This is a genomic window from Paenibacillus sp. 2KB_20 (assembly GCF_052115765.1).
GTDB lineage: Bacteria > Bacillota > Bacilli > Paenibacillales > Paenibacillaceae > Paenibacillus_AQ.
Map to the genome: position 1 here is coordinate 87,795 of NZ_JBFRHH010000016.1, position 20,605 is coordinate 108,399.

The 20,605-nt window shown below is 46.8% G+C and carries 18 protein-coding genes; 9 read left to right on the plus strand and 9 right to left on the minus strand.

What is annotated here, in order from left to right:
• Positions 1-226: 226 nt before the first annotated feature.
• From noc to rpmH, 8 genes are all read right to left on the minus strand, one after another.
• The gene (gene noc, locus AB4124_RS29615; protein ID WP_076326293.1) at positions 227-1,045 is read right to left on the minus strand and encodes a nucleoid occlusion protein; all 819 of its coding nucleotides are present in this window, start codon (positions 1,043-1,045) and stop codon (positions 227-229) included.
• 1,479 nt (positions 1,046-2,524) lie between these two features.
• Positions 2,525-3,247 (minus strand): 16S rRNA (guanine(527)-N(7))-methyltransferase RsmG, encoded by a 723-nt coding sequence (gene rsmG, locus AB4124_RS29620; protein WP_430113257.1) that lies wholly within the window; start codon positions 3,245-3,247, stop codon positions 2,525-2,527.
• 3 nt (positions 3,248-3,250) lie between these two features.
• Positions 3,251-5,137: a tRNA uridine-5-carboxymethylaminomethyl(34) synthesis enzyme MnmG gene (mnmG, locus tag AB4124_RS29625; RefSeq protein ID WP_076326295.1), complete on the minus strand. Its 1,887-nt coding sequence runs from the start codon at positions 5,135-5,137 to the stop codon at positions 3,251-3,253.
• A 109-nt stretch (positions 5,138-5,246) separates the two neighbouring features.
• Positions 5,247-6,623: a tRNA uridine-5-carboxymethylaminomethyl(34) synthesis GTPase MnmE gene (mnmE, locus tag AB4124_RS29630; protein WP_441975044.1), complete on the minus strand. Its 1,377-nt coding sequence runs from the start codon at positions 6,621-6,623 to the stop codon at positions 5,247-5,249.
• Between the two features lie 190 nt (positions 6,624-6,813).
• Positions 6,814-7,599, minus strand: coding sequence for an RNA-binding cell elongation regulator Jag/EloR (gene jag / locus AB4124_RS29635; protein ID WP_441975045.1), 786 nt, complete (start codon positions 7,597-7,599; stop codon positions 6,814-6,816).
• The gene (locus tag AB4124_RS29640; RefSeq protein WP_076326298.1) at positions 7,596-8,489 is read right to left on the minus strand and encodes a YidC/Oxa1 family membrane protein insertase; all 894 of its coding nucleotides are present in this window, start codon (positions 8,487-8,489) and stop codon (positions 7,596-7,598) included. Before AB4124_RS29640 ends, jag begins: the two co-directional genes overlap by 4 nt.
• 75 nt (positions 8,490-8,564) lie before the next feature.
• Positions 8,565-8,915: a ribonuclease P protein component gene (rnpA, locus tag AB4124_RS29645; protein ID WP_009591465.1), complete on the minus strand. Its 351-nt coding sequence runs from the start codon at positions 8,913-8,915 to the stop codon at positions 8,565-8,567.
• A gap of 223 nt (positions 8,916-9,138) precedes the next feature.
• Positions 9,139-9,273 (minus strand): 50S ribosomal protein L34, encoded by a 135-nt coding sequence (gene rpmH, locus AB4124_RS29650; RefSeq protein ID WP_006207379.1) that lies wholly within the window; start codon positions 9,271-9,273, stop codon positions 9,139-9,141.
• A gap of 454 nt (positions 9,274-9,727) precedes the next feature.
• Between rpmH and gnd the strand changes: the two genes are divergently transcribed.
• The 4 genes from gnd (at position 9,728) to gntK (ending at position 14,599) form a co-directional block, all read left to right on the plus strand.
• A complete protein-coding gene (gene gnd / locus AB4124_RS29655; RefSeq protein WP_430113255.1) occupies positions 9,728-10,627 on the plus strand; it encodes a phosphogluconate dehydrogenase (NAD(+)-dependent, decarboxylating) in 900 nt (299 codons plus the stop codon).
• 135 nt (positions 10,628-10,762) lie between these two features.
• Entirely contained in the window at positions 10,763-11,440 is a 678-nt protein-coding gene (locus AB4124_RS29660) for a GntR family transcriptional regulator (protein WP_441975046.1), read from the plus strand.
• A gap of 162 nt (positions 11,441-11,602) precedes the next feature.
• The gene (locus AB4124_RS29665) at positions 11,603-12,964 is read left to right on the plus strand and encodes a GntP family permease (RefSeq protein WP_441975047.1); all 1,362 of its coding nucleotides are present in this window, start codon (positions 11,603-11,605) and stop codon (positions 12,962-12,964) included.
• Between the two features lie 87 nt (positions 12,965-13,051).
• The gene (gntK, locus tag AB4124_RS29670) at positions 13,052-14,599 is read left to right on the plus strand and encodes a gluconokinase (RefSeq protein WP_441975048.1); all 1,548 of its coding nucleotides are present in this window, start codon (positions 13,052-13,054) and stop codon (positions 14,597-14,599) included.
• Between the two features lie 174 nt (positions 14,600-14,773).
• Here the strand turns inward: gntK and AB4124_RS29675 are convergent, their stop codons facing one another.
• The gene (locus tag AB4124_RS29675; RefSeq protein ID WP_441975049.1) at positions 14,774-15,538 is read right to left on the minus strand and encodes a hypothetical protein; all 765 of its coding nucleotides are present in this window, start codon (positions 15,536-15,538) and stop codon (positions 14,774-14,776) included.
• 675 nt (positions 15,539-16,213) lie between these two features.
• Here AB4124_RS29675 and dnaA point away from each other — a divergent pair.
• From dnaA to remB, 5 genes are all read left to right on the plus strand, one after another.
• Complete coding sequence (gene dnaA / locus AB4124_RS29680) at positions 16,214-17,560, plus strand: chromosomal replication initiator protein DnaA (RefSeq protein ID WP_076326303.1); 1,347 nt, start codon at positions 16,214-16,216, stop codon at positions 17,558-17,560.
• A gap of 202 nt (positions 17,561-17,762) precedes the next feature.
• Positions 17,763-18,905 carry a DNA polymerase III subunit beta gene (gene dnaN, locus AB4124_RS29685; protein ID WP_427493558.1) on the plus strand — a complete coding sequence of 381 codons (1,143 nt, stop codon included), beginning with the start codon at positions 17,763-17,765 and terminating at the stop codon, positions 18,903-18,905.
• Positions 18,906-18,943: 38 nt separating this feature from the next.
• On the plus strand, positions 18,944-19,159 hold the full coding sequence (gene yaaA / locus AB4124_RS29690) for a S4 domain-containing protein YaaA (RefSeq protein ID WP_076326305.1): 216 nt from the start codon (positions 18,944-18,946) through the stop codon (positions 19,157-19,159).
• A gap of 56 nt (positions 19,160-19,215) precedes the next feature.
• Entirely contained in the window at positions 19,216-20,328 is a 1,113-nt protein-coding gene (gene recF / locus AB4124_RS29695; RefSeq protein WP_430128161.1) for a DNA replication/repair protein RecF, read from the plus strand.
• Between the two features lie 13 nt (positions 20,329-20,341).
• A complete protein-coding gene (gene remB, locus AB4124_RS29700) occupies positions 20,342-20,593 on the plus strand; it encodes an extracellular matrix regulator RemB (RefSeq protein WP_071219299.1) in 252 nt (83 codons plus the stop codon).
• Positions 20,594-20,605 lie beyond the last annotated feature (12 nt).

Genomic DNA, 20,605 nt, shown 5'->3' on the forward strand with positions numbered 1-20,605 from the left:
AATAGATGATATACAGCGATAGGCTGTATATGTGTATTAAGCGAACGTTCCCGGTAATTCCGGGATGTCCAGGATATAGCGGATGAAAATGAGTAATAATAAATTACATGGTTCTCATCTGTAACAACAAACCTAACCCCTTCGTTAATCGATACAGTCTGGTGTAGAGCACTATCTCTTGATCAACAGAAAAAGCGGTACGATGCATACCGCTTCACACCATATCTTAACGTTTAGGTATTTTTATAACGATTTCATAGTGATCTTCATGATCATTCTCTGTTGTTTTAATTGCCATCCCGGAACCGGATACCATATCAATCGATTGACGAATCGTGTTCAAAGCCAGGCGAACATCCTTACTATAAGATATACGCTTAGACTTCTTCATCGTTGTTACTTCTTTATAAAAGGCGATTCGTGCCTCCGTCTGCTTCACATTCAGTTCCTTGGTAATGATCTCATCCAGCACCTTGAGCTGGGTTTCTTCATTATCCAAAGAAAGCAGCGCACGAGCATGGCGTTCCGTCACTTTACGTTCCATCAAAGCCACTTTGACTGCTTCTGGCAGCTGCAGCAAGCGAATCTTGTTTGCAATCGTAGACTGGCTTTTTCCTAAACGCTGTGCCAAGCTCTCTTGTGTCAGTTGATGAAGATCAATCAGCTTCTGATAAGCAACAGCCTCTTCAATGGACGTCAGTCCTTCACGCTGCAAATTTTCGATTAACGCAATCGATGCCGCCTGTGAATCGTTGAACTCACGAACAATGGCCGGAATCGTGTCCAGACCCAGCTTCTTAACCGCACGCCAGCGGCGTTCCCCTGCAATGATCTCATACATGCCATTACGGACGCGAACAACGATAGGTTGAATGACTCCATGAGTTTTAATCGTCTGGAGCAGTTCATCAATCTTCTCATCATCAAAAATCGTCCGTGGCTGGTATGGGCTGCTGACAATCTCGTTTACCGGGATTTGTTTCACTTCATCCCCTTGGTTCCGCTCTGCCGCTAAGCCAAACAATCTCGAAAATTGTTCTTTCATTCCGTATATTACCACCTAATTTCATGATAGCACGGATAAGCCTCCGAATATCCCGGAATCGGTTAAACGATTGGACAACCACAATATGGAGCCATACACAGATGATTCCACCATCCATTGGCGCTAGAATCCACTGTGGTGCCAGGCATTTCCCTGCAAAAACAGATTTCATGCTGATCAGAGAAAAGACGCCTGTGGTGATCATAGACGTATTACTCTGATCCAAACCGCTGCATGAAGCGGTTTCTTCTTGAGAGATATAACAGGAGGTTTTATCATGATGCTTACTATCAATCGATATCTCACAAGTGGTATATATGTTTTCTACTTCGCATAAGGCCATGATCCCCTTGGGATCGCACGGCACTTTCCAAAAAACAGCAGCCACAACGATCAAGGTTGTTGACTGCACGAAGCAAGGATGGAAAAGTGACCAAACCAGGATTTATACTCTTTCATCCTATTAAAGAACGGGCAAACCGGCCCTTCTGTCCAAATGGATACTACGATTCTATTCTACCACTTTTTGTCCTATAACTCTATTCTCCAATATCACCTTTTTTCCTTCATTTCTCGCTTGCTTTATACATGATTTGTGCACAGTTCCAAAGTTTTTGCGTCGATATCATGTTAATAGGCCACCTTTATCTATCCTGCAGCCTTTCTAACGATCCTAGCATTCAGAATAATTGTGGGATTTGCCAATAGATTAGATCTCTCCAACGACCAATATCACCCAAGCAAGACGAGCTGAATCTCAAAAGCTAGTAGATGAATGAATACGAATTATGTAACATCGTGCGTCACTGCTCCCTTTGCGCACTTAGCGTTCTCCGGCGCATGATTACGATACCTTCAAACTTCCTTTCCTTAGGGGGGGTCTATCCTTCAATATTCAAGTTAGATAGCATAGTTGATATCAAAATAATCCGACAAGAAATAACACTTCCAAAGGGATGTCTATTTATATCCGAAAACTTACTTCTAATGTTTCACGTGAAACATTGCAAATTTATCAGGTGCATCCACAGTGTTGATTTCATTCTTATTTATAAGCTCAGCTTGAACTTAAAAATCTCCCTTTAGAAGCCAGCCTTGGTTCTGTTTAATAAGATCCACGCAAAGGGTGAACGCGTGACCAAAACCTAAAGATGCTTCTGTATAGACTGCCTCCCACTCGGTGATCCGAGTCGAATTCTTTATGTGATTTCACCCCACGTCCCAATCTATAGAATAGATAAACGTACTGATGGACTTAACCAATGAAATTAAAATAAACAACGGTCTCTATGTATTGCATATGTGAATAGAAAAAGATATTAACGATCGATCTGCCTGCTCAACAAATCTTACACAGCCAATTAAAAAAGAGAAGAACTCCATAGAGTCCTTCTCTTTGATTAGTTTACTTGTCTCCTTGCCAAGCTTGCTTCTGCAAGGGAGTCATTGATAGTGCCTTAGATCGGAGTTGCAAGATACTTACACAATCGGCATCTTGCTGGCCGTACCCGCCTTGCGGGGGTACTTGGAAGGCGTGGCTCCCTTTTTATCGATCACCACGATATGCCGGCCAGATTCCTCTACGGGTAAGGAGAACGAATGAACCTTGTTCAAAGCCCCTCTCAGCTCCTTCAAGCTGCGAGCCGCCTCCTTCACCTCTTCCGTAGGGTCACTGCCCTTCATAGCGGCGAATCGCCCCCCTACCTTGGTGAAAGGTAGACAGAACTCGTTCAACACAGCCATGCGAGCAACCGCTCTTGCGGTGACCAGGTCGAACCCGTCACGGTACCCCTGCTTACGAGCAACCTCTTCCGCACGTCCGTGAATCAGTTCAACCCCATTCAGGCCAATCGTATCCACAACATGCTTCAGAAAGTTAATTCGTTTGTTAAGCGAATCCACAATCGTCAGTTTCACATGCGGGAAACATATTTTCAGAGGAATACCTGGGAAGCCAGCGCCTGATCCGATATCCGCCAGATTGCCGATTTGAGTCATATCCACGTAAAAGGCGAGTGTAATCGAGTCGTAAAAATGCTTCGTATAAACTTGCTCCCGTTCGGTAATTCCGGTTAAATTCATTTTCTCGTTCCACTCTACCAGTATTTCGTAATACATCTCGAACTGGTGAAGCTGTATCTCATCGATCGTAATCCCGTGCTCACCGAGCCGGTCAACAAAAGCCTTCTGAATGTCGTCCATTCCTTATCCTTTCGCTGCGGTTACCCGGTTATAATGCTCCAGGTAAACGAGAAGTATCGAAATATCCGCTGGCGTTACACCTGCAATGCGTGATGCCTGACCGATGGAGATCGGACGGATCTTGTTCAGCTTCTGCCGAGCTTCCATGGCCAGTCCGTTGATTTCGTCATAAACGATATCTTCGGGAATGCGTTTTTTCTCCATCTTCTGCAGCTTTTCCACATGACCCAGCTGTTTCTCAATATAACCCGCATATTTGATTTGAATTTCGACTTGCTCCTTCATTTCCTCATCCAGTTCGTAAGGAGACGGCGAGAGCGACTCAATCATCGCAAACGTGATTTCCGGACGACGCAGGATCGTCAGCATATTGCTTCCATCCACAATCGGTGCAGAACCGGCCGCTTCCAGCATCGCATTCACTTCAACCGGCTTCACCTTCGTTTGACGAAGACGTTCGATCTCCTGCTCAACCAGCTGCTTCTTCTGAATGAATTTAGCATAACGCTCTTCCGAAATGAGGCCGATGTCATGACCGATTTCAGTAAGACGCAAATCGGCATTATCATGACGAAGCAGCAGACGATATTCTGCACGGGAGGTGAGCAAACGATAAGGCTCATTTGTCCCTTTAGTCACCAGATCATCGATCAGCACTCCAATATAACCCTGGGAACGATCCAATATCACTGGCTCTTTACCCTGCACTTTACGTGCTGCATTGATTCCCGCCATAATGCCTTGTCCTGCTGCCTCTTCATAGCCCGAGGTTCCATTGATCTGTCCGGCTGTGAACAGACCCGGCAGTTTTTTCGTTTCCAAAGACGGCCACAGCTGTGTTGGCACCATTGCATCATACTCGATAGCATATCCGTTACGCATCATTTCTACCTTCTCCATTCCGGGGATGGAACGAAGAACCGCAAGCTGAACATCCTCAGGCATGCTGGTGGATAGCCCTTGCACGTAGTATTCTTTCGTATTTTTACCTTCAGGCTCAAGGAAAATTTGATGTTTCGGTTTGTCGGCAAAACGAACGATCTTGTCCTCGATGGATGGGCAATAACGTGGCCCGGTACCTTCAATAACGCCGGAGAACATCGGTGCGCGGTGAAGGTTGTCATTGATGATCTGATGCGTATCCACCGACGTATACGTCAACCAGCAAGGAAGCTGCTCATTGTCGGAGGACTTTGTTTCATAAGAGAAGAACTTAGGCTTCTCATCCCCAGGCTGAATTTCGGTCTTGGAGAAATCAATCGTATCCTTATGCACCCGCGGGGGTGTACCTGTCTTGAAGCGAACAAGGTCAAATCCAAGCTCGCGCAGGTTATGCGCAAGTTTTACCGACGGCTGTTGATTGTTCGGACCGCTCTCATACATCAATTCACCCATAATAACTTTACCGCGCAAATACGTACCGGTTGTCAGCACAACGGCTTTCGCACGATATTCCGTACCCGTCTGCGTTATGATCCCCACGCACACACCATCTTCTACGATGAGCTGATCCACCATACCCTGACGAAGGGTAAGCTTCTCTTCCTTCTCCATCGTCTCTTTCATGGTATGCTGATAAGAAAACTTATCGGCTTGAGCACGCAGCGCATGGACAGCCGGACCTTTACCTGTATTCAACATTCGCATTTGAATGAAGGTTTTATCAATATTTCGTCCCATTTCTCCGCCCAGTGCGTCGATTTCGCGCACGACATGGCCTTTGGCAGGCCCTCCAATGGACGGGTTACACGGCATAAAAGCAACCATATCCAAGTTGATGGTAACCATCAACGTTTCAGCACCCATTCGTGCAGATGCAAGTGCAGCCTCGCAGCCGGCATGTCCTGCACCGACTACAATCACGTCATAAGTGCCACCCATATAGCTCATAGCTCACCATCCTGTTCTAATTGTGTTATATACGTAATCAAAGGGCATCTACCTCGGATATCCCTGAAATTGCTGAGCTGTTCCTACTATATATAGTAATCCTTGGAGCTTATTTACCCAAGCAAAACTGTGAAAAAATCTGATCAATGAGCGAATCGCCAACCGCTTCGCCCAATATCTCACTTAACTGCTCCCAAGCCATTCTCACATCGATTTGGATCATATCAATCGGGATGAGCTGTTCAGCCGCATCGTAAGCATCCTGCAGCGACTGCTTGGATTTCTTCAGCAAAGCGATATGTCGGACATTGCTTACATACGTCAGATCTCCGCCTTCAATCTGGCCGCTGAAGAACAAGTTGGATATAGCCTCTTCCAACCGGTCAATTCCCTCTTGTGCCTTCATCGACATCGGAACAATCAATTCATTGGGGTAGTACCGATGCAGAATGTCCAGATCGAGATTAGACGGTAAGTCCATTTTATTCATAATGACAATACATTGTCTACCGCGTATTTGTTCCATCAATTCCAATTCGTCCTGATGCAGCGGTTCACTGGCATTCAGCACGAGCAGAATGAGATCCGCTTCGTTTACCGCATGCTTGGATCGTTCAACGCCGATCTGCTCGACCACATCCATCGTTTCCCGGATGCCCGCCGTATCGAGCAGTTTCAACGGAATATTGTTAATGGTCACAAATTCCTCAATGACATCGCGAGTCGTCCCCGGTATATCCGTGACAATCGCCCGATTATCCTGGGCCAGCGTGTTCAGAAGCGAAGATTTGCCCACATTAGGGCGACCTATAATGGCTGTCGTAATCCCTTCACGCAGGATTTTCCCTTCTTGCGCAGTCTTCAGCAGCTTATCAATTTCACCCATGACAAGCTGGCTTTTCTCTTTAATGAATTCTGAAGTAAGCGACTCCACGTCATGCTCAGGATAATCGATATTCACTTCAATATGGGCCAGCGTTTCGACCAAGGTATGACGAAGCTCGTTAATCTTACGGGATAACGTTCCTTCAACCTGCTTGAGGGCAACGGAAAAGGCGCGATCGGATTTCGAACGAATCAGGTCGATAACGGCTTCCGCCTGGGATAGATCGATCCGCCCGTTTAAGAAAGCCCTCTTCGTAAATTCACCGGGTTCCGCCAAACGGATGTTTAATTGAAGCAACAAATCCATCACCCGCTTGACGGAGATGACCCCACCATGGGCACTGATCTCGACGACATCCTCGGTCGTGAACGATCGAGGAGCACGCATCACCGTCACAAGCACCTCTTCGAGGTTTTCTCCCGTTTTCGGATCTACAATATGACCGTAATGAACGGTATGGGAGTCCACTTCCGTTAACTTGTTTTTACTTTTGAATATACGCTCCACTTCCTGAACGGAATCCGGCCCGCTAACGCGAATAATCGCAATGCCGCCTTCACCGACAGCTGTTGAAATAGCTGCAATCGTATCACTAAACATCGTTTCCTTCACCTCTTTCTTTCGTAAAAAACATCAGAATTACAGCCATATCATATATAATTCGGCTGCTGCATCTATCAACGTTAAAGAAAACCTCCTGATGGAGTCTTCCTGTATATGTCTTTTTAAAAAACAATGACTCCCTCTTGAAGCTTAAGGAGTCATTGTTTATATATACTCTTCAACTCATTTAGGACGACTTGGGTGTAATGACAACCCGCCGGTTCGGCTCTTCGCCCTTGCTGTACGTCTTCACGGCTCCATGCGACTGGAGTTTGGCGTGAATCACCTTCCGCTCAGCAGCAGGCATAGGCTCAAGCACAATCTCTTTACGGGTCTTCAGAACCCGTCCCGCTAACCGATCCGCCAGATCCTCCAGCGTCTTCTTGCGACGGTCACGGAAGTTCTCAGCATCCAGTACGATGCGAAGATAACTGTCGGAGTAACGATTAGCTACGATATTCGCCAGATACTGAAGGGCATCCAGAGTCTGACCTCTGCGCCCGATCATCAGTCCAAGTCCGGCGCCGGAAATTTGAAGCGTGGTAAAGTCTTTCCCCTTCTCGACGTCAACCGAAATATCAAGCCCCATGGCTTGTCCGGTTTCAATCAGAAAGGTGATGGCTTCCTGGTAAGGATCCTTGCCTGCAAGCGAAGCTGTGTCAGGGCTCTTTGTATCCATGCTGACAGCAGGTTCCTGCGTCATTACAGAGGTATTAGAGACCTGAACCACTTTGGCTGGAACAGCTTGCGCGTTCGTAGGTGGTACTTCCTTCACAGATGAATCGCCGCCAGCACCGTCAGGCAGGAGCGTTAGTTCGACTTTCGCTTCCTTGACCCCGAACAGGCCCAGGAATCCTCTTGATGGCTGACTCAATACTTGAACCGATACACGGTCTTGACTTACACCCCATCGGGCCAGCCCTTGTGCGACAGCATCTTCAATGGTTTTTCCTGTTGCGACGATTTTACTCATCTCGACTTCTTGGCTCCCTTCGAACCTTTTTTCCCGCCTTTGCTGCCACTCTTTTTCCCGCCCTTGTTACCGCTCTTATTGCTCTTCTGACCGTCGGTTGCGCTGGCAACGCTTGCCACGATAGCAGCCTTGTCATTGTTGCGGTACAAGAAGTAGTTCTGCACGATCGTGTAGAGGTTACTGTAGAACCAGTACAACGGAAGTGCCGAAGGGAACTGGAAGGACATTACAAAGATCAGAATCGGATAAACAAACAGCATGAACTGCATCATTCCCATTTGCTGAGACGGGTTCATCTTCATCATCATTTTCGTTTGGAAAAACGTAGTTACAGCGGCAAGCACCGGCAAAATAAACAGCTTGTCCGGTTGACCTAATTGCAGCCACAGGAATTCGTGATCACGAAGGAGATTGTTATAGTAAATCGAATGATAGAGTGCGATAAATATCGGCATTTGTACGATCAGCGGCAAACATCCCGCCATCGGATTAACCTTATTCTCCTGGAAGAGCTTCATCGTTTCCATTTGAACTTTTTCAGGTTGATCTTTATATTTCTCGCGAATTTTCTGAATTTCAGGCTGAATGGCCTGCATTGCCTTCGAGCTTCTGACCTGTTTCAGAGTCAGCGGTAAAATCAAAGTACGGACGATAAGCACCATCACGAGTACGGACAATCCGTATTCACCGTTAAACCATGTAGCAAACGTATCAAGTGCCCATGTAAAGTAATAAACAACGTTGCTCTGCCAAAAGCCTCCATTTTTCAAATCTTCAATGGTACGCGTTTGGTCAGCTCCACCAGGCGCACAACCTGATATAACGGCCACTGCAAGTATTACAGCGGTGAGGAGGAACCATTTCCCTCGTCTTGTCTTCATGAACGACACTTCAAAACCCCTCTCTTCGCCATTCCATTCCACGGTAAATCATAACATATTTATATGGACAAATAAACACATGGTTCAGCCCCTCTTCGCTTTCAGAAGGGACGATTTCCTCAATACATGAAGCACGCTTTTTTCCAGCTCCTGATATGACTTATCGAGTGCTCCCTTTCGAACGATAAAGATCAGGTCAATATGCTCGATAATCTGATGCTGATGGTGCCTGACAATCTCTTTAACCAGCCGTCTCATCCGGTTGCGGACAACCGCATTACCGATCTTTTTGCTGCATGAAACGCCAACGCGAAACTGCTCTACCTCTTTTTTGCGTGACCAATATACAACAAATTGATGATTGGCGAAGGACTTTCCGTGTCGATATACCCGGCTGAAATCAGCGCGGTTCCGTAAACGAAGTTTTCTATGCACAAGTTTCTCCCGCCCTGCCGTTAATCAAGTTCAAGAATCAAACGTTTCTTTGGCATCTCTTCTATTATAATAGTATAGTCATGCCAAAACCGCTATAAACACTCACTTGGAATACTTTAAGACACACTATAGCCTATATCCTGCCGATTTCAAAAGGAAACTCCTCACACTGCAGGAGATATTACGAAAAAAAGACCACCTCGGTGGTCTTCGTGGCACAATATTAAGCGCTCAGTACTTTTCTGCCTTTTTGACGGCGGTTAGCCAATACTTTGCGTCCGTTCTTCGTGCTCATTCTTTTACGGAAGCCGTGTACCTTTTTACGTTTGCTTACATTCGGTTTGAAAGTCGGTCTCATGAATTAATGCACCCCCTTACAGGAATATGTCGTACCCATATTTTAAGATCATAACGTCAATCGACGCACTTTCACGGAAGAATAGACCGCGATTTGTTGAACCGACGTCTATGGACGTATCTCTTGTAAACAGACCGCTAAATGGTAGCGGATAATGTTCTCATCTTCACAGAAAATGCCTTTATACATTTAATCACGTTCAGGCCCAAAAGTCAAACCTTAGTTAACTTCAGCAAGCACTTAAGTTTTCCACAAGTAGTCATTATTGCTAGTTTTGAATTATCCACATGGGGATAACCTATTTAAATAGATTGTGGATGTCATTTTTCGATCCATATAACGCCTTTCATCCCTAAAATGTCCCTTATTTACACAGGCGCTATAAAAGAGTAGTATAAATAATTGAATTTAAGTTGTATACAAGTATACACCGAAGAAGGAGCTGCTTTGTTTTATGAAAATAGGCATGATCGGTCTGGGGAAAATGGGCCTCAATCTGGTTCAGAATCTAATTCATCATCAGCATCAGGTCGTAGCTTACGACTTAAATAAGGAATTGGTCGATCAAGCTGCCCAGTGTGGTGCCGAGGCCGCAACATCAACTGAATTGCTTGTTGCCAAACTGGATAAACCCCGCATCGTTTGGATGATGGTACCCGCTGGAGATATCGTGGATTCCGTCATCGATTCCCTCACCCCACTCCTCGAGTCCGGTGATATTCTGATTGACGGTGGTAATTCACATTATAAAGATTCCAAAGCCCGTGCAGCGCGCCTGGCGGATCAAGGCATTTATTATTTTGATGCCGGCACTTCCGGCGGTATGGAAGGCGCTCATAACGGTGGCTGCTTTATGATTGGGGGCAACCGCGACGTATTCAACAGCATTGAACCCCTATTTAAGGATATGGCTGTTGAGAACGGTTACTTGTATGCCGGGGAAAGCGGCAGCGGTCATTTTCTGAAAATGGTCCATAACGGAATCGAATACGGCATGATGCAATCCATTGCGGAAGGTTTTGAAGTGTTGGAAAAAAGCGCGTTCGACTTCAACTATGAGGATGTCGCGCGGGTATGGTCCAATGGTTCCGTCATTCGGAGCTGGCTCATGGAGCTGACGCAAAACGCATTTTCCAAGGATCCGAAGCTGGATGGCATCAAAGGCGTGATGAAATCATCCGGTGAAGGAAGATGGACCGTTGAAACGGCACTTGAGGTTCAAGCCAGCGCTCCAGTCATTGCCATGTCGCTGTTCATGCGATATCGCTCCCTTGACCAAGATACGTTCCACGGCAAAGTCGTTGCAGCACTGCGTAATGAATTCGGTGGCCATGCGGTTGAAAAATCGGAATAGCATTAATTCTCTTCTATAACCTGCTGTTTCTTAAGGGCATCATGTCATAGTCTCTTTATGGTCCCTTTTCCTTTCGATGTGGTATCATTACCACTAGAGAAAATTAGAATCAGTACCGGATTGGAGAATTATGCTATGAAATTTCCCTCAACGTGGCTTCAAGGAGCCTCTCTCGGAGAGGCCATCGCCAGTGAACTGAGATTACAGATTATTAGTGGTACCATCAAGCGCGGAGAAATCCTGTCCGAGAATCGGATTGCAGGTGAATTCGGCACCAGCCGATCTCCTGTGCGGGAAGCAATGAAAACGCTGTCTAGCGAAGGATTGATACAATTGGAGCGCATGGGCGCCGTTGTCATGGGCTTATCGCTTAAGGAAGTAGAAGAATTATACGATGTCCGTTTTCTTATTGAGAGCTTTGTTCAAGGCAAAGTATTTGCGAATCCCCAGCCGAAATTAATCCAACATTTAAAACAAATCGTTGATCGGATGGAACTTGCCGCGAAACATCAGGACCCGGTTGAATTCTCCTATCAGGATTTGGCTTTTCATGAACGGATCATTACGGAAGCAAACCATAAACGGATTCTTCATCTGTGGAAGAGCATTCGCCCTATCGTGATCACAGTCATGTTAATTACGACCCGTCAGGTGTTCGGTGGCGGAGGCACCAAGATTCGGTATGTCATGGACAAGCATCTTCAGCTTATTGCAGAGATGGAATCCCTGGATTCAGGACGGATCCAAACGGCGGTTCAACATTATTTCGATGATTCCCGTCAAACGCTTCATCTTAGTTTTCCGGAGGGTTAGCTTAATCCTCCCTTCCTCCGTCTTACGAAACACTGCATGCGCTCTAAGTTGTCGACAAGTATACAATCGAATTCAGCTTTGTTTTGGGTATACTACCGCAGAACAGCTCGATATGAACCATTTCCCAATTCAAAATGGGTAATCTATAGGAGGAAGCAAGATATGAACTCACTATTCGGTCTCAGTCATAATGCTACATTAATGATCTGGACGCTGCTGACGATCGTCTTCCTGATCGTGCTGATTTCCAAATATAAATGGAACCCATTCGTGACCCTACTGATCTCCGCTCTGATCCTTGGTCTATTGACGGGCATGAAGCCTGCGGATGTTATTACTTCGATCACAGGCGGCCTGGGGGGAACGCTTGGAACGATTGCCATCGTTATCGCCCTTGGTACCATGCTCGGAAAAATGATGGCTGAATCCGGAGGCGCCGAGCAAATCGCGACCACCCTCGTTGATCGCTTCGGCGAAAAGCGGGTCCATTGGTCCATGATGATTGTCGGCTTTATCGTCGGTATTCCCGTATTTTTCGAGGTGGGCGTTATCCTGTTGATTCCTATTGTCTTCACGGTTGCACGCAAAACGAAAATGTCTCTGCTGCACATCGGCATTCCGATTCTCGCCGGATTGTCCACCGTTCACGGTTTGGTACCTCCGCATCCCGCTCCAATGATTGCTATTGAAGCTTATGATGCGAACCTTGGCATGACGATCCTATACTCGCTCCTGGTCGGGATCCCTGCAGCGATACTGGCCGGTCCGGTGTTCGGCAAATTTATCGGCAAACGGATCCGAACCGAACCACCCGAGGAACTTGCCGAGCAGTTCTCAAGCAAAGCTGAACGCGGATTACCCGGCTTCGGCATCACGTTGTTTACAATCTTGCTGCCGGTCATTCTGATGCTTATCGGTTCCGCAGCCGATATTATCGATCCGGAGTCCACCAGCTTTATAGCCGTGTTCTGCAAATTTATCGGTCATGAAGTCATTGCACTGCTCGTAGCTGCAGTCTTCTCCTTCTTCTCGCTGGGATTCGCACGCGGCTTTAATAAACATGATCTGTCCCGCTTCACCAGCGAATGTCTCGCTCCGATCGCTACGATCATTCTGATCATCGGTGCGGGCGGTGCATTCAAGCAGGTTCTGATCAACAGCGGCGTCGGCAATGCCATTGCCGAAATTGCAACCGGTGCAAATATCAATATTATCCTGTTCGCATGGCTTGTAGCCGCACTCATTCGAGTTGCAACCGGTTCCGCCACTGTAGCCATGACGACTGCCGCAGGGATTGTGGCTCCTGTGCTTGCCATGACGCCTGGGGCTAACGTAGAGCTTGTGGTTCTCGCTACCGGGGCAGGCTCCATCGTACTGTCTCACGTGAACGATGCTGGCTTCTGGATGGTAAAAGAATTCTTTAACATGACGGTAGCCCAGACGCTGAAATCCTGGACCGTGATGGAGACAATTCTGTCCCTGACCGGACTGGTGTTGGCTCTGATTCTCAATGTAATTGTATAATGAAGCAATAAGACACATGGGGGCTCCCGGAATGCTGATATTTTGACAGCGAACTGGGTGCCCTTACGTAGAAAGAAGGTATATCTCTTGAGTACTCAGAACTATATGATCGGTGTTGATATCGGAACAACCAGCACCAAAGCCGTGCTTTTCAAGGAGAATGGTGAGGTTGTAACCAAAGCCGGCGGCGAATATCCGCTGCTCACCCCTACTCCCTCTACGGCGGAACAAGATCCGGAGCAAATCTTTCAGACCGTCATTTCCTCTGTCCAAGGGGTCATGTCGCAGAGCGGGATTGATCCGGCTCAAGTTCTATTCGTATCTTTCAGTGCGGCTATGCACAGCGTCATTGCCGTAGATAGCCAAGGCACCCCGTTGACTCGCTGCATTACCTGGGCCGACAACCGCAGTGCTGTCTGGTCTGCAAAGCTCAAAAAAGAACTCGGCGGCATGGAGCTGTATCTTAGAACCGGAACTCCGATTCATCCGATGTCGCCTGTGACCAAGCTGATGTGGATGCGCCATGAGCTGCCTTCCATCTTTCATCAAACAGCCAAATTCATTTCGATTAAAGAATATGTTTATTTCAAACTATTCGGCCAATATATTGTAGACCACTCCATTGCCTCCAGTACCGGAATGATGAACCTCGAGGCACTGGCATGGGACCAGCAGGCGCTCGAGCTCGCTGGCATCACGGAGGACCATTTATCTACGATAGTACCGACGACACATATCATAGAAGGCCTGAAAAGCGAGTATGCCGCAGCCATGGGGCTCTCCACTTCCACCCCCTTCGTCCTTGGAGCTGCCGACGGCGTGCTGTCGAACCTCGGCGTGAATGCCATTAAACCGGGAGTCGTTGCCGCTACCATCGGTACGAGCGGTGCAATCCGTACGGTTGTCGACAAACCGATGACTGATCCGAAGGGTCGTATTTTCTGCTACGCATTAACGGAGAAGCACTGGGTCATCGGCGGCGCGGTTAACAACGGCGGCATGATTTTCCGCTGGGTTCGCGATGAATTTGCCGCCTCCGAGGTCGAAACAGCCAAGCGGCTCGGCATTAATTCGTATGATGTTCTAACCAAAATCGCGGACCGTATTCCGCCAGGCTCGAACGGACTGCTATTCCACCCGTACCTGACCGGAGAACGTGCGCCGTTATGGGATCCGAATGCCCGTGGGTCGTTCTTTGGTTTAACCCTGAATCATAAAAAAGAGCATATGATCCGCTCCGTGCTGGAGGGCGTGATCTTTAATATGTATACCGTTCTGCTGGCGATGGAGGAACAAATCGGCCGGCCGGCCAAAATCCATGCCACCGGCGGTTTCGCCCGTTCACCGATCTGGCGGCAGATGATGGCGGATATTTTTGACCAGCAGGTGATCGTGCCGGAAAGCTACGAGAGCTCATGCCTTGGCGCCGTAGTCCTTGGTCTGTACGCTACAGGAAGAGCGGATTCACTCGACATTGTAGAGACGATGGTTGGCGGCACCCATGAACACCAGCCTGTGAAGGAAAGTTCTGATGTTTATAAGGCTCTGCTGCCAATCTTTATCCGCATTTCGCGGAAGTTGGAAGAAGATTATGAAGCCATCAGCCAATTTCAGCGCCGATTCGAGCAATCGTAAGCTTACTATAGTAAGGAAAACGTCTATCTACGTACATTCTAGAGAAAACAGACCGCGATTAGATGTTGTTTTTCTTGCAATATCAGGTAGGCCATGTTTCGAAGTTTATACTTTATCTGAAGTAAAAGCCCGTTTTCGATGGATCCGATCCATGGCGAAAACGGGCTTTTTTTGTCATAATGCCTGTGTGAAAAATATCCACAATGAGAATCCCATACCGAAAATTCCCCCTCCCTTACACATAAAGAAGTAGAAATCGCTGGGCTCCGGATTATCAACCATCCAATTCGAGGGCGACATATGAAACATAAAGCGTTGAAAGGCTTCATAACGGAATCCGCACCAGGCATAGATCAGCATCACGAGCGCCAATATGAAGAATCCTACGCTGCCATTAGGGTCATGAAACTGCTCGTCGGCAGCCTTTGCAAGCTCCGTGGGGAAGTAGCGTGGCTCTTCCGGATCGGAACGGTGAACTTGGCTGCCGACCATGAACCTGATGCCGGGTACCACCATCTCCCCTTTCTCGTTGTAAGCAAGAAAGCTCCGGTCTCCAAAAGGTTTCACGAGGTAGGTCTTACCGTCAGGATAACTCACTTCGTATGATGCAGAATGGCCTGATTCCTTTCCACATGCCCGGATTTCATATACCTCGCCCGCAATCTCAACCCGTTTCTCATCTTCATAAGTATGAACATAAATCGGCTCGCCGCGGCCAAATGATGCCCTATATTCGATGCTCCCGCTTCCCAAATCGGCATATTTGGCGTACTTTAGTCCTTCCATATGAAACACTTTCTTCGAATAATAGCCCTGGGCCCACACGGTAATTAGAACCAATGCGGCCGCCAGAGCGAGTAATAACCCTATTCTTCTCCAATTCAAGGCCTTCCCTTCCGTCCGCATCCTTGACTCCCCGTTCCGATTTTTTCTAATCATACGGTCCCTTCACAAAAAAGGTTTCAAAAGCCATAGGATTGCCTATTGCCAACTTAAGTCCCTAATAAACTGCCGTTATACGACACCCATCGCGATTTAAACCTTAAATAAGGGGCCCTTTCAAAGGCTTACGGGTACAGATTAAGCAAGATTTTTCTATAAAAAAGCCCTCAAATGGAAATCTAGCGATTCCATTTGAGGGCTATCCACAGTCATTTTTCACCTTTGGTCGATTGATTGGCTGCTAGAACATTCAACCATAAGTTATGAACAGATGGTGAGAGAAGAAAATTCTGCTTGCGAATCGGACAACCTGTGAATAATTTTTTGCGTTTTGAGGCCAATGATGTCGAAGGCTAAACAAATTATAAACAATATATAGTGGTGTGAATAAAAATTATGCACAACGTATTGAATTTGTGGATAAATTAGCGACATACATTGAAAATAAGGCCTTCTTTTGCTATGATGATATTACTTTTGGTTGTGAATATGTGAATGAAGCTATAATATTATCAACAGGCTGTGGATAAAGTTGTGAACAATTTCAATTTATCCATATTTTTTTGTTTCCACAGGAGTTAGTTCTGGGGATAATTAGACATCATTCATTTTCTTTCGACAATTCCACACATGGCTCTAGCCACATTTGGAAGATTTAAAGGAGTGACAGTTTTGGAAAGCCATACTTCCGAATTATGGCAAGAAATATTATCGATCATACAAACCAAGCTGAGTAAACCGAGTTTTGACACTTGGTTTAAAGCGACCAAGGCATTGACCATTAACGATCACTCCGTCGTCATTTCAGCACCGACAACGTTTGCTGTGGAATGGCTGGAGAGCCGATACACCAAGCTGGTTAGTGCAACCGTACTGGAGGTGGTGGGCAAACAGGTGGATGTCCGCTTTGTCATTGAAGAGGCTAAAGGACACGAACCTGTGCCGCAGCAGCCCTCGCCGCCGCTTGAAATATCCGGGGAAGAAATTCAGTCTCATATGCTGAATCCGAAGTATACGTTTGATACTTTTGTCATCGGTTCTGGCAACCGGTTCGCGCATGCTGCCTCGCTCGCTGTTGCTGAAGCTCCGGCTAAGGCGTATAACCCATTATTCCTATATGGTGGAGTTGGTCTTGGAAAAACGCACTTGATGCATGCGATCGGCCACTATATTTTGGAGCACAATCCCAGCAGTAGAGTCGTATATATTTCCTCCGAGAAATTCACCAACGAGTTCATCAACTCCATTCGGGATAACCGCGCTGAAAGCTTCCGCAACAAGTACCGTAGCGTCGATATTCTGCTCATTGACGATATTCAGTTCTTGGCAGGCAAAGAATCGACGCAGGAGGAATTTTTCCACACGTTTAACGCCCTGCACGAAGAGCGGAAGCAGATTATCATATCCAGTGACCGTCCGCCTAAGGAGATACCGACGCTGGAAGAACGGCTCCGTTCCCGGTTCGAATGGGGATTGATCACCGATATTCAACCACCGGATCTAGAGACGCGGATCGCTATTCTTCGCAAGAAAGCGAAGGCCGAGAATCTGGATATTCCGAACGAAGCCATGATGTATATCGCCAATCAGATCGATACGAACATTCGTGAGCTCGAAGGTGCCCTGATCCGTGTCGTTGCCTATTCCTCCCTAACCAATCAGGACGTAACCACGCATCTGGCAGCCGAAGCTCTGAAGGATATTATTCCGTCCAGTCGGCCGCGAATGATTACGATTCAGGACATTCAGCAAAAGGTCGGCGAGTATTACAACCTGAGGCTGGAAGACTTCAAAGCCCGCAAACGGACCAAAGCCGTCGCGTTTCCGCGGCAAATTGCCATGTACCTGTCCCGCGAATTAACCGACTATTCCCTTCCCAAGATCGGAGAAGCATTCGGAGGCCGGGATCATACCACTGTCATACATGCCCATGAGAAGATTACCCAATCTCTGAAAAATGACCAGGAGCTGTTTAAAGTGGTCAATAATATTACGGAGAAAATCAAAAATCCAACCTGAACAAGTTCAAAGCCTATGCACAATCTATACACATGTGGATAGGCTTAATTTTATGCCTTTTCCGGGGCTTATCCACATATTCAGTGCCCCTATTACTATTACTAATAATAATTAATAAATAATTTAACCATAAAGAGGGGAATCCTCTTGGCATTCGCCAAGTGAAAAAACCCCTCTCATTTTTCCGTAAGGAGTGAAATTGATGAAAATCAGCATATTAAAAAATGTATTAAACGAATCCATTCAACACGTATCCAAGGCGATTTCCAGCCGAACCACAATTCCGATCCTCAGCGGCATTAAACTGGATGTCACCTATTCGGGTGTCACACTAACTGCTAGCGATACTGATATTTCCATTCAATCGTTTATTCCTGCGGAAGATGAGAAGCATACCATCGTCCAAGTAGAACAGCCTGGTAGTGTTGTGCTGCCAGCCAAATTTTTCGTTGAAATCATCAAGAAACTCCCTTCCCAAGAAATCCAAATGGAGGTAAAAGAAAACTTCCACACCTTTATCTCTTCGGGAGCTACGGAAATTCAGATGGTGGGTTTGGACCCGGAAGAATTCCCTGTATTGCCTAACATCGAAGACAGCCAAACCGTTTCTTTGCCTGGAGATCTGCTAAAAAATATGATCAAGCAAACGGTATTCTCCATTTCCACCCATGAAACAACGCCTATTTTGACTGGGGTATTATGGAGTCTGAACGACAATGAGCTGAAATTTACCGCTACAGACCGTCACAGATTGGCAACTCGCTCCGCCCAGCTGGACAATGCGCAGGACATTTCGTTCAACAATGTCGTTATTGCGGGTAAAACGCTGAATGAGCTGAGCAAAATCATTCCGGACCAAAATACGCTGGTTGATATCGTTGTAGCCGATAATCAGGTATTATTTAAAATTGACCGTGTTCTGTTCTATTCCCGTATACTGGACGGCATTTATCCCGATACTTCTAGAATTATTCCAACATCGCATAAAACAGAACTCGTTTTGGACACAAAAAAATTAAGCGAGTCGATCGACCGCGCCTACCTGCTCTCCAAAGAGGAGAAAACGAACATTGTTCTCCTGCAAACGATGGAACATGGCGGCATCGAGATCTCTTCCAGCTCTTCCGAGCTTGGTAAAGTGCGTGAAGAATTGGATCTCATCGATTTCAAAGGGGAGCCGCTGCGCATCTCGTTCAACTCCAAATATATGCTGGACGTGCTCAAGGTGGTTGAAAGTGAACAGCTGATGATCGCTTTCATGGGAGTTATGAGCCCGATCATTCTTAAACCGCTCGACGACAGCAAGAGTCAATATATTATTCTGCCGTACCGTACGGCCAATTAAAGTTATCCCCATGTTGATAGGGATGAAAGGACGAAGTCATGAAACAAATATTTATCCACAGTGAATATATCAAGCTGGATCAGTTCTTGAAGCTTTCAGATTGCGTATCCACAGGTGGGATGGCGAAGGCACTGCTGCAGGAAGGAGCAGTTCTGGTCAACGACGAAAAGGAAGAGCGGCGCGGACGCAAACTGGTACCTGGCGACATCGTCAAGGTGGAGGATTGCGGAACGTTTCAGGTGGCAGCACAATAGACAGCCTCCCGCAGCCGCTTTGGCGCTACGCGCGGAAGACGAGGGAGAGGATAAGCTTGTTTGTCAAAAATGTCAGCCTGCAGCACTATCGAAACTACGAGAAGCTGCAGCTTGAGGCGTTTGGTGACGTTAATTTGATTATCGGACGCAATGCTCAGGGAAAGACGAATTTGATGGAGGCGCTCTTCGTGCTTGCTTTAACGAAGAGCCACCGTACCTCCAAGGATCGCGAATTGATTGGATTCGAGCAATCCAGTGCCCATATATCAGCCGAGATCGACCGCAAGTACGGAGCTTTGAAGCTGGAGCTGAGCTTATCCCAGCAGGGGAAGAGAGCAAAAATCAATGGACTTGAGCAGCGGAAGCTTAGCGATTTCATCGGCTCGCTCAATGTCGTGATGTTTGCTCCCGAGGATCTGGAGATTGTCAAAGGCACGCCGGGGGTTCGCCGCCGGTTTCTTGACATGGAGATCGGCCAGGTGGCACCAAGCTACTTGTTTCATCTGCAGCAATACCAGAAGGTGCTCGTGCAGCGTAACAATCTGCTGAAGCAATTATGGGGGAAGGGCAGCGCCGAACAAGCGATGCTGGACATTTGGAACAGCCAATTGGCAGAACATGGTGTTAAAATCGTCAAGAAGAGGAAACAATTTATAAAAAAGCTGCAAAAGTGGGCTGAAAGCATCCATCAGGGAATTACAAACGGCCTGGAAGAGCTCTCTTTACACTACCTTCCGTCCTTTGCTGACGCGGAGGAAGAAGATGAAGCTGTCTTATTTGAGACATTTATGATAAAATTATCACAAATGAAAGAGCAAGAAATACGGCGTGGTATGACATTGGCAGGTCCTCATCGAGATGATCTGGCTTTTTATATTAATGGCAAAGAAGTCCAAACGTATGGATCTCAAGGTCAGCAGCGGACGACGGCGCTATCTTTGAAACTGGCTGAAATCGAGCTGATACAGGAAGAGATCGGTGAATATCCGGTGCTGCTTCTGGATGATGTGCTTTCTGAATTGGATCCGTACCGGCAGACACAATTGATCGAGACATTCCAGAGCAAAGTGCAGACATTCATCACGGCGACGGGCATTGAGAGTTTGAATACCGACAAATTGAAGGGTGCCAGCATTTTTCATGTCCATGACGGACAGGTGGGCTCTTAAGGAGTGATTCCATATGTATATTCATTTGGGCGGAGAGAAGATCATCCGTTCGTCGGAGCTGGTTGGAATTTTTGATATCTCGATCGAGAAATCCTCAAAAATCTCCAAGCAGTTCGTCACGCATGCCCAGCAGCATAAAGTCGTGGAGATGATTGGCGAAGAAGATCCGAAATCCATTGTGGTGACGAAATCGATCGTCTATTACTCTCCGATCTCCTCTGCAACGCTTAAGAAGAGAGCCAATCATTTTGTAGCTCAGGCATAACAGAATCTGTAG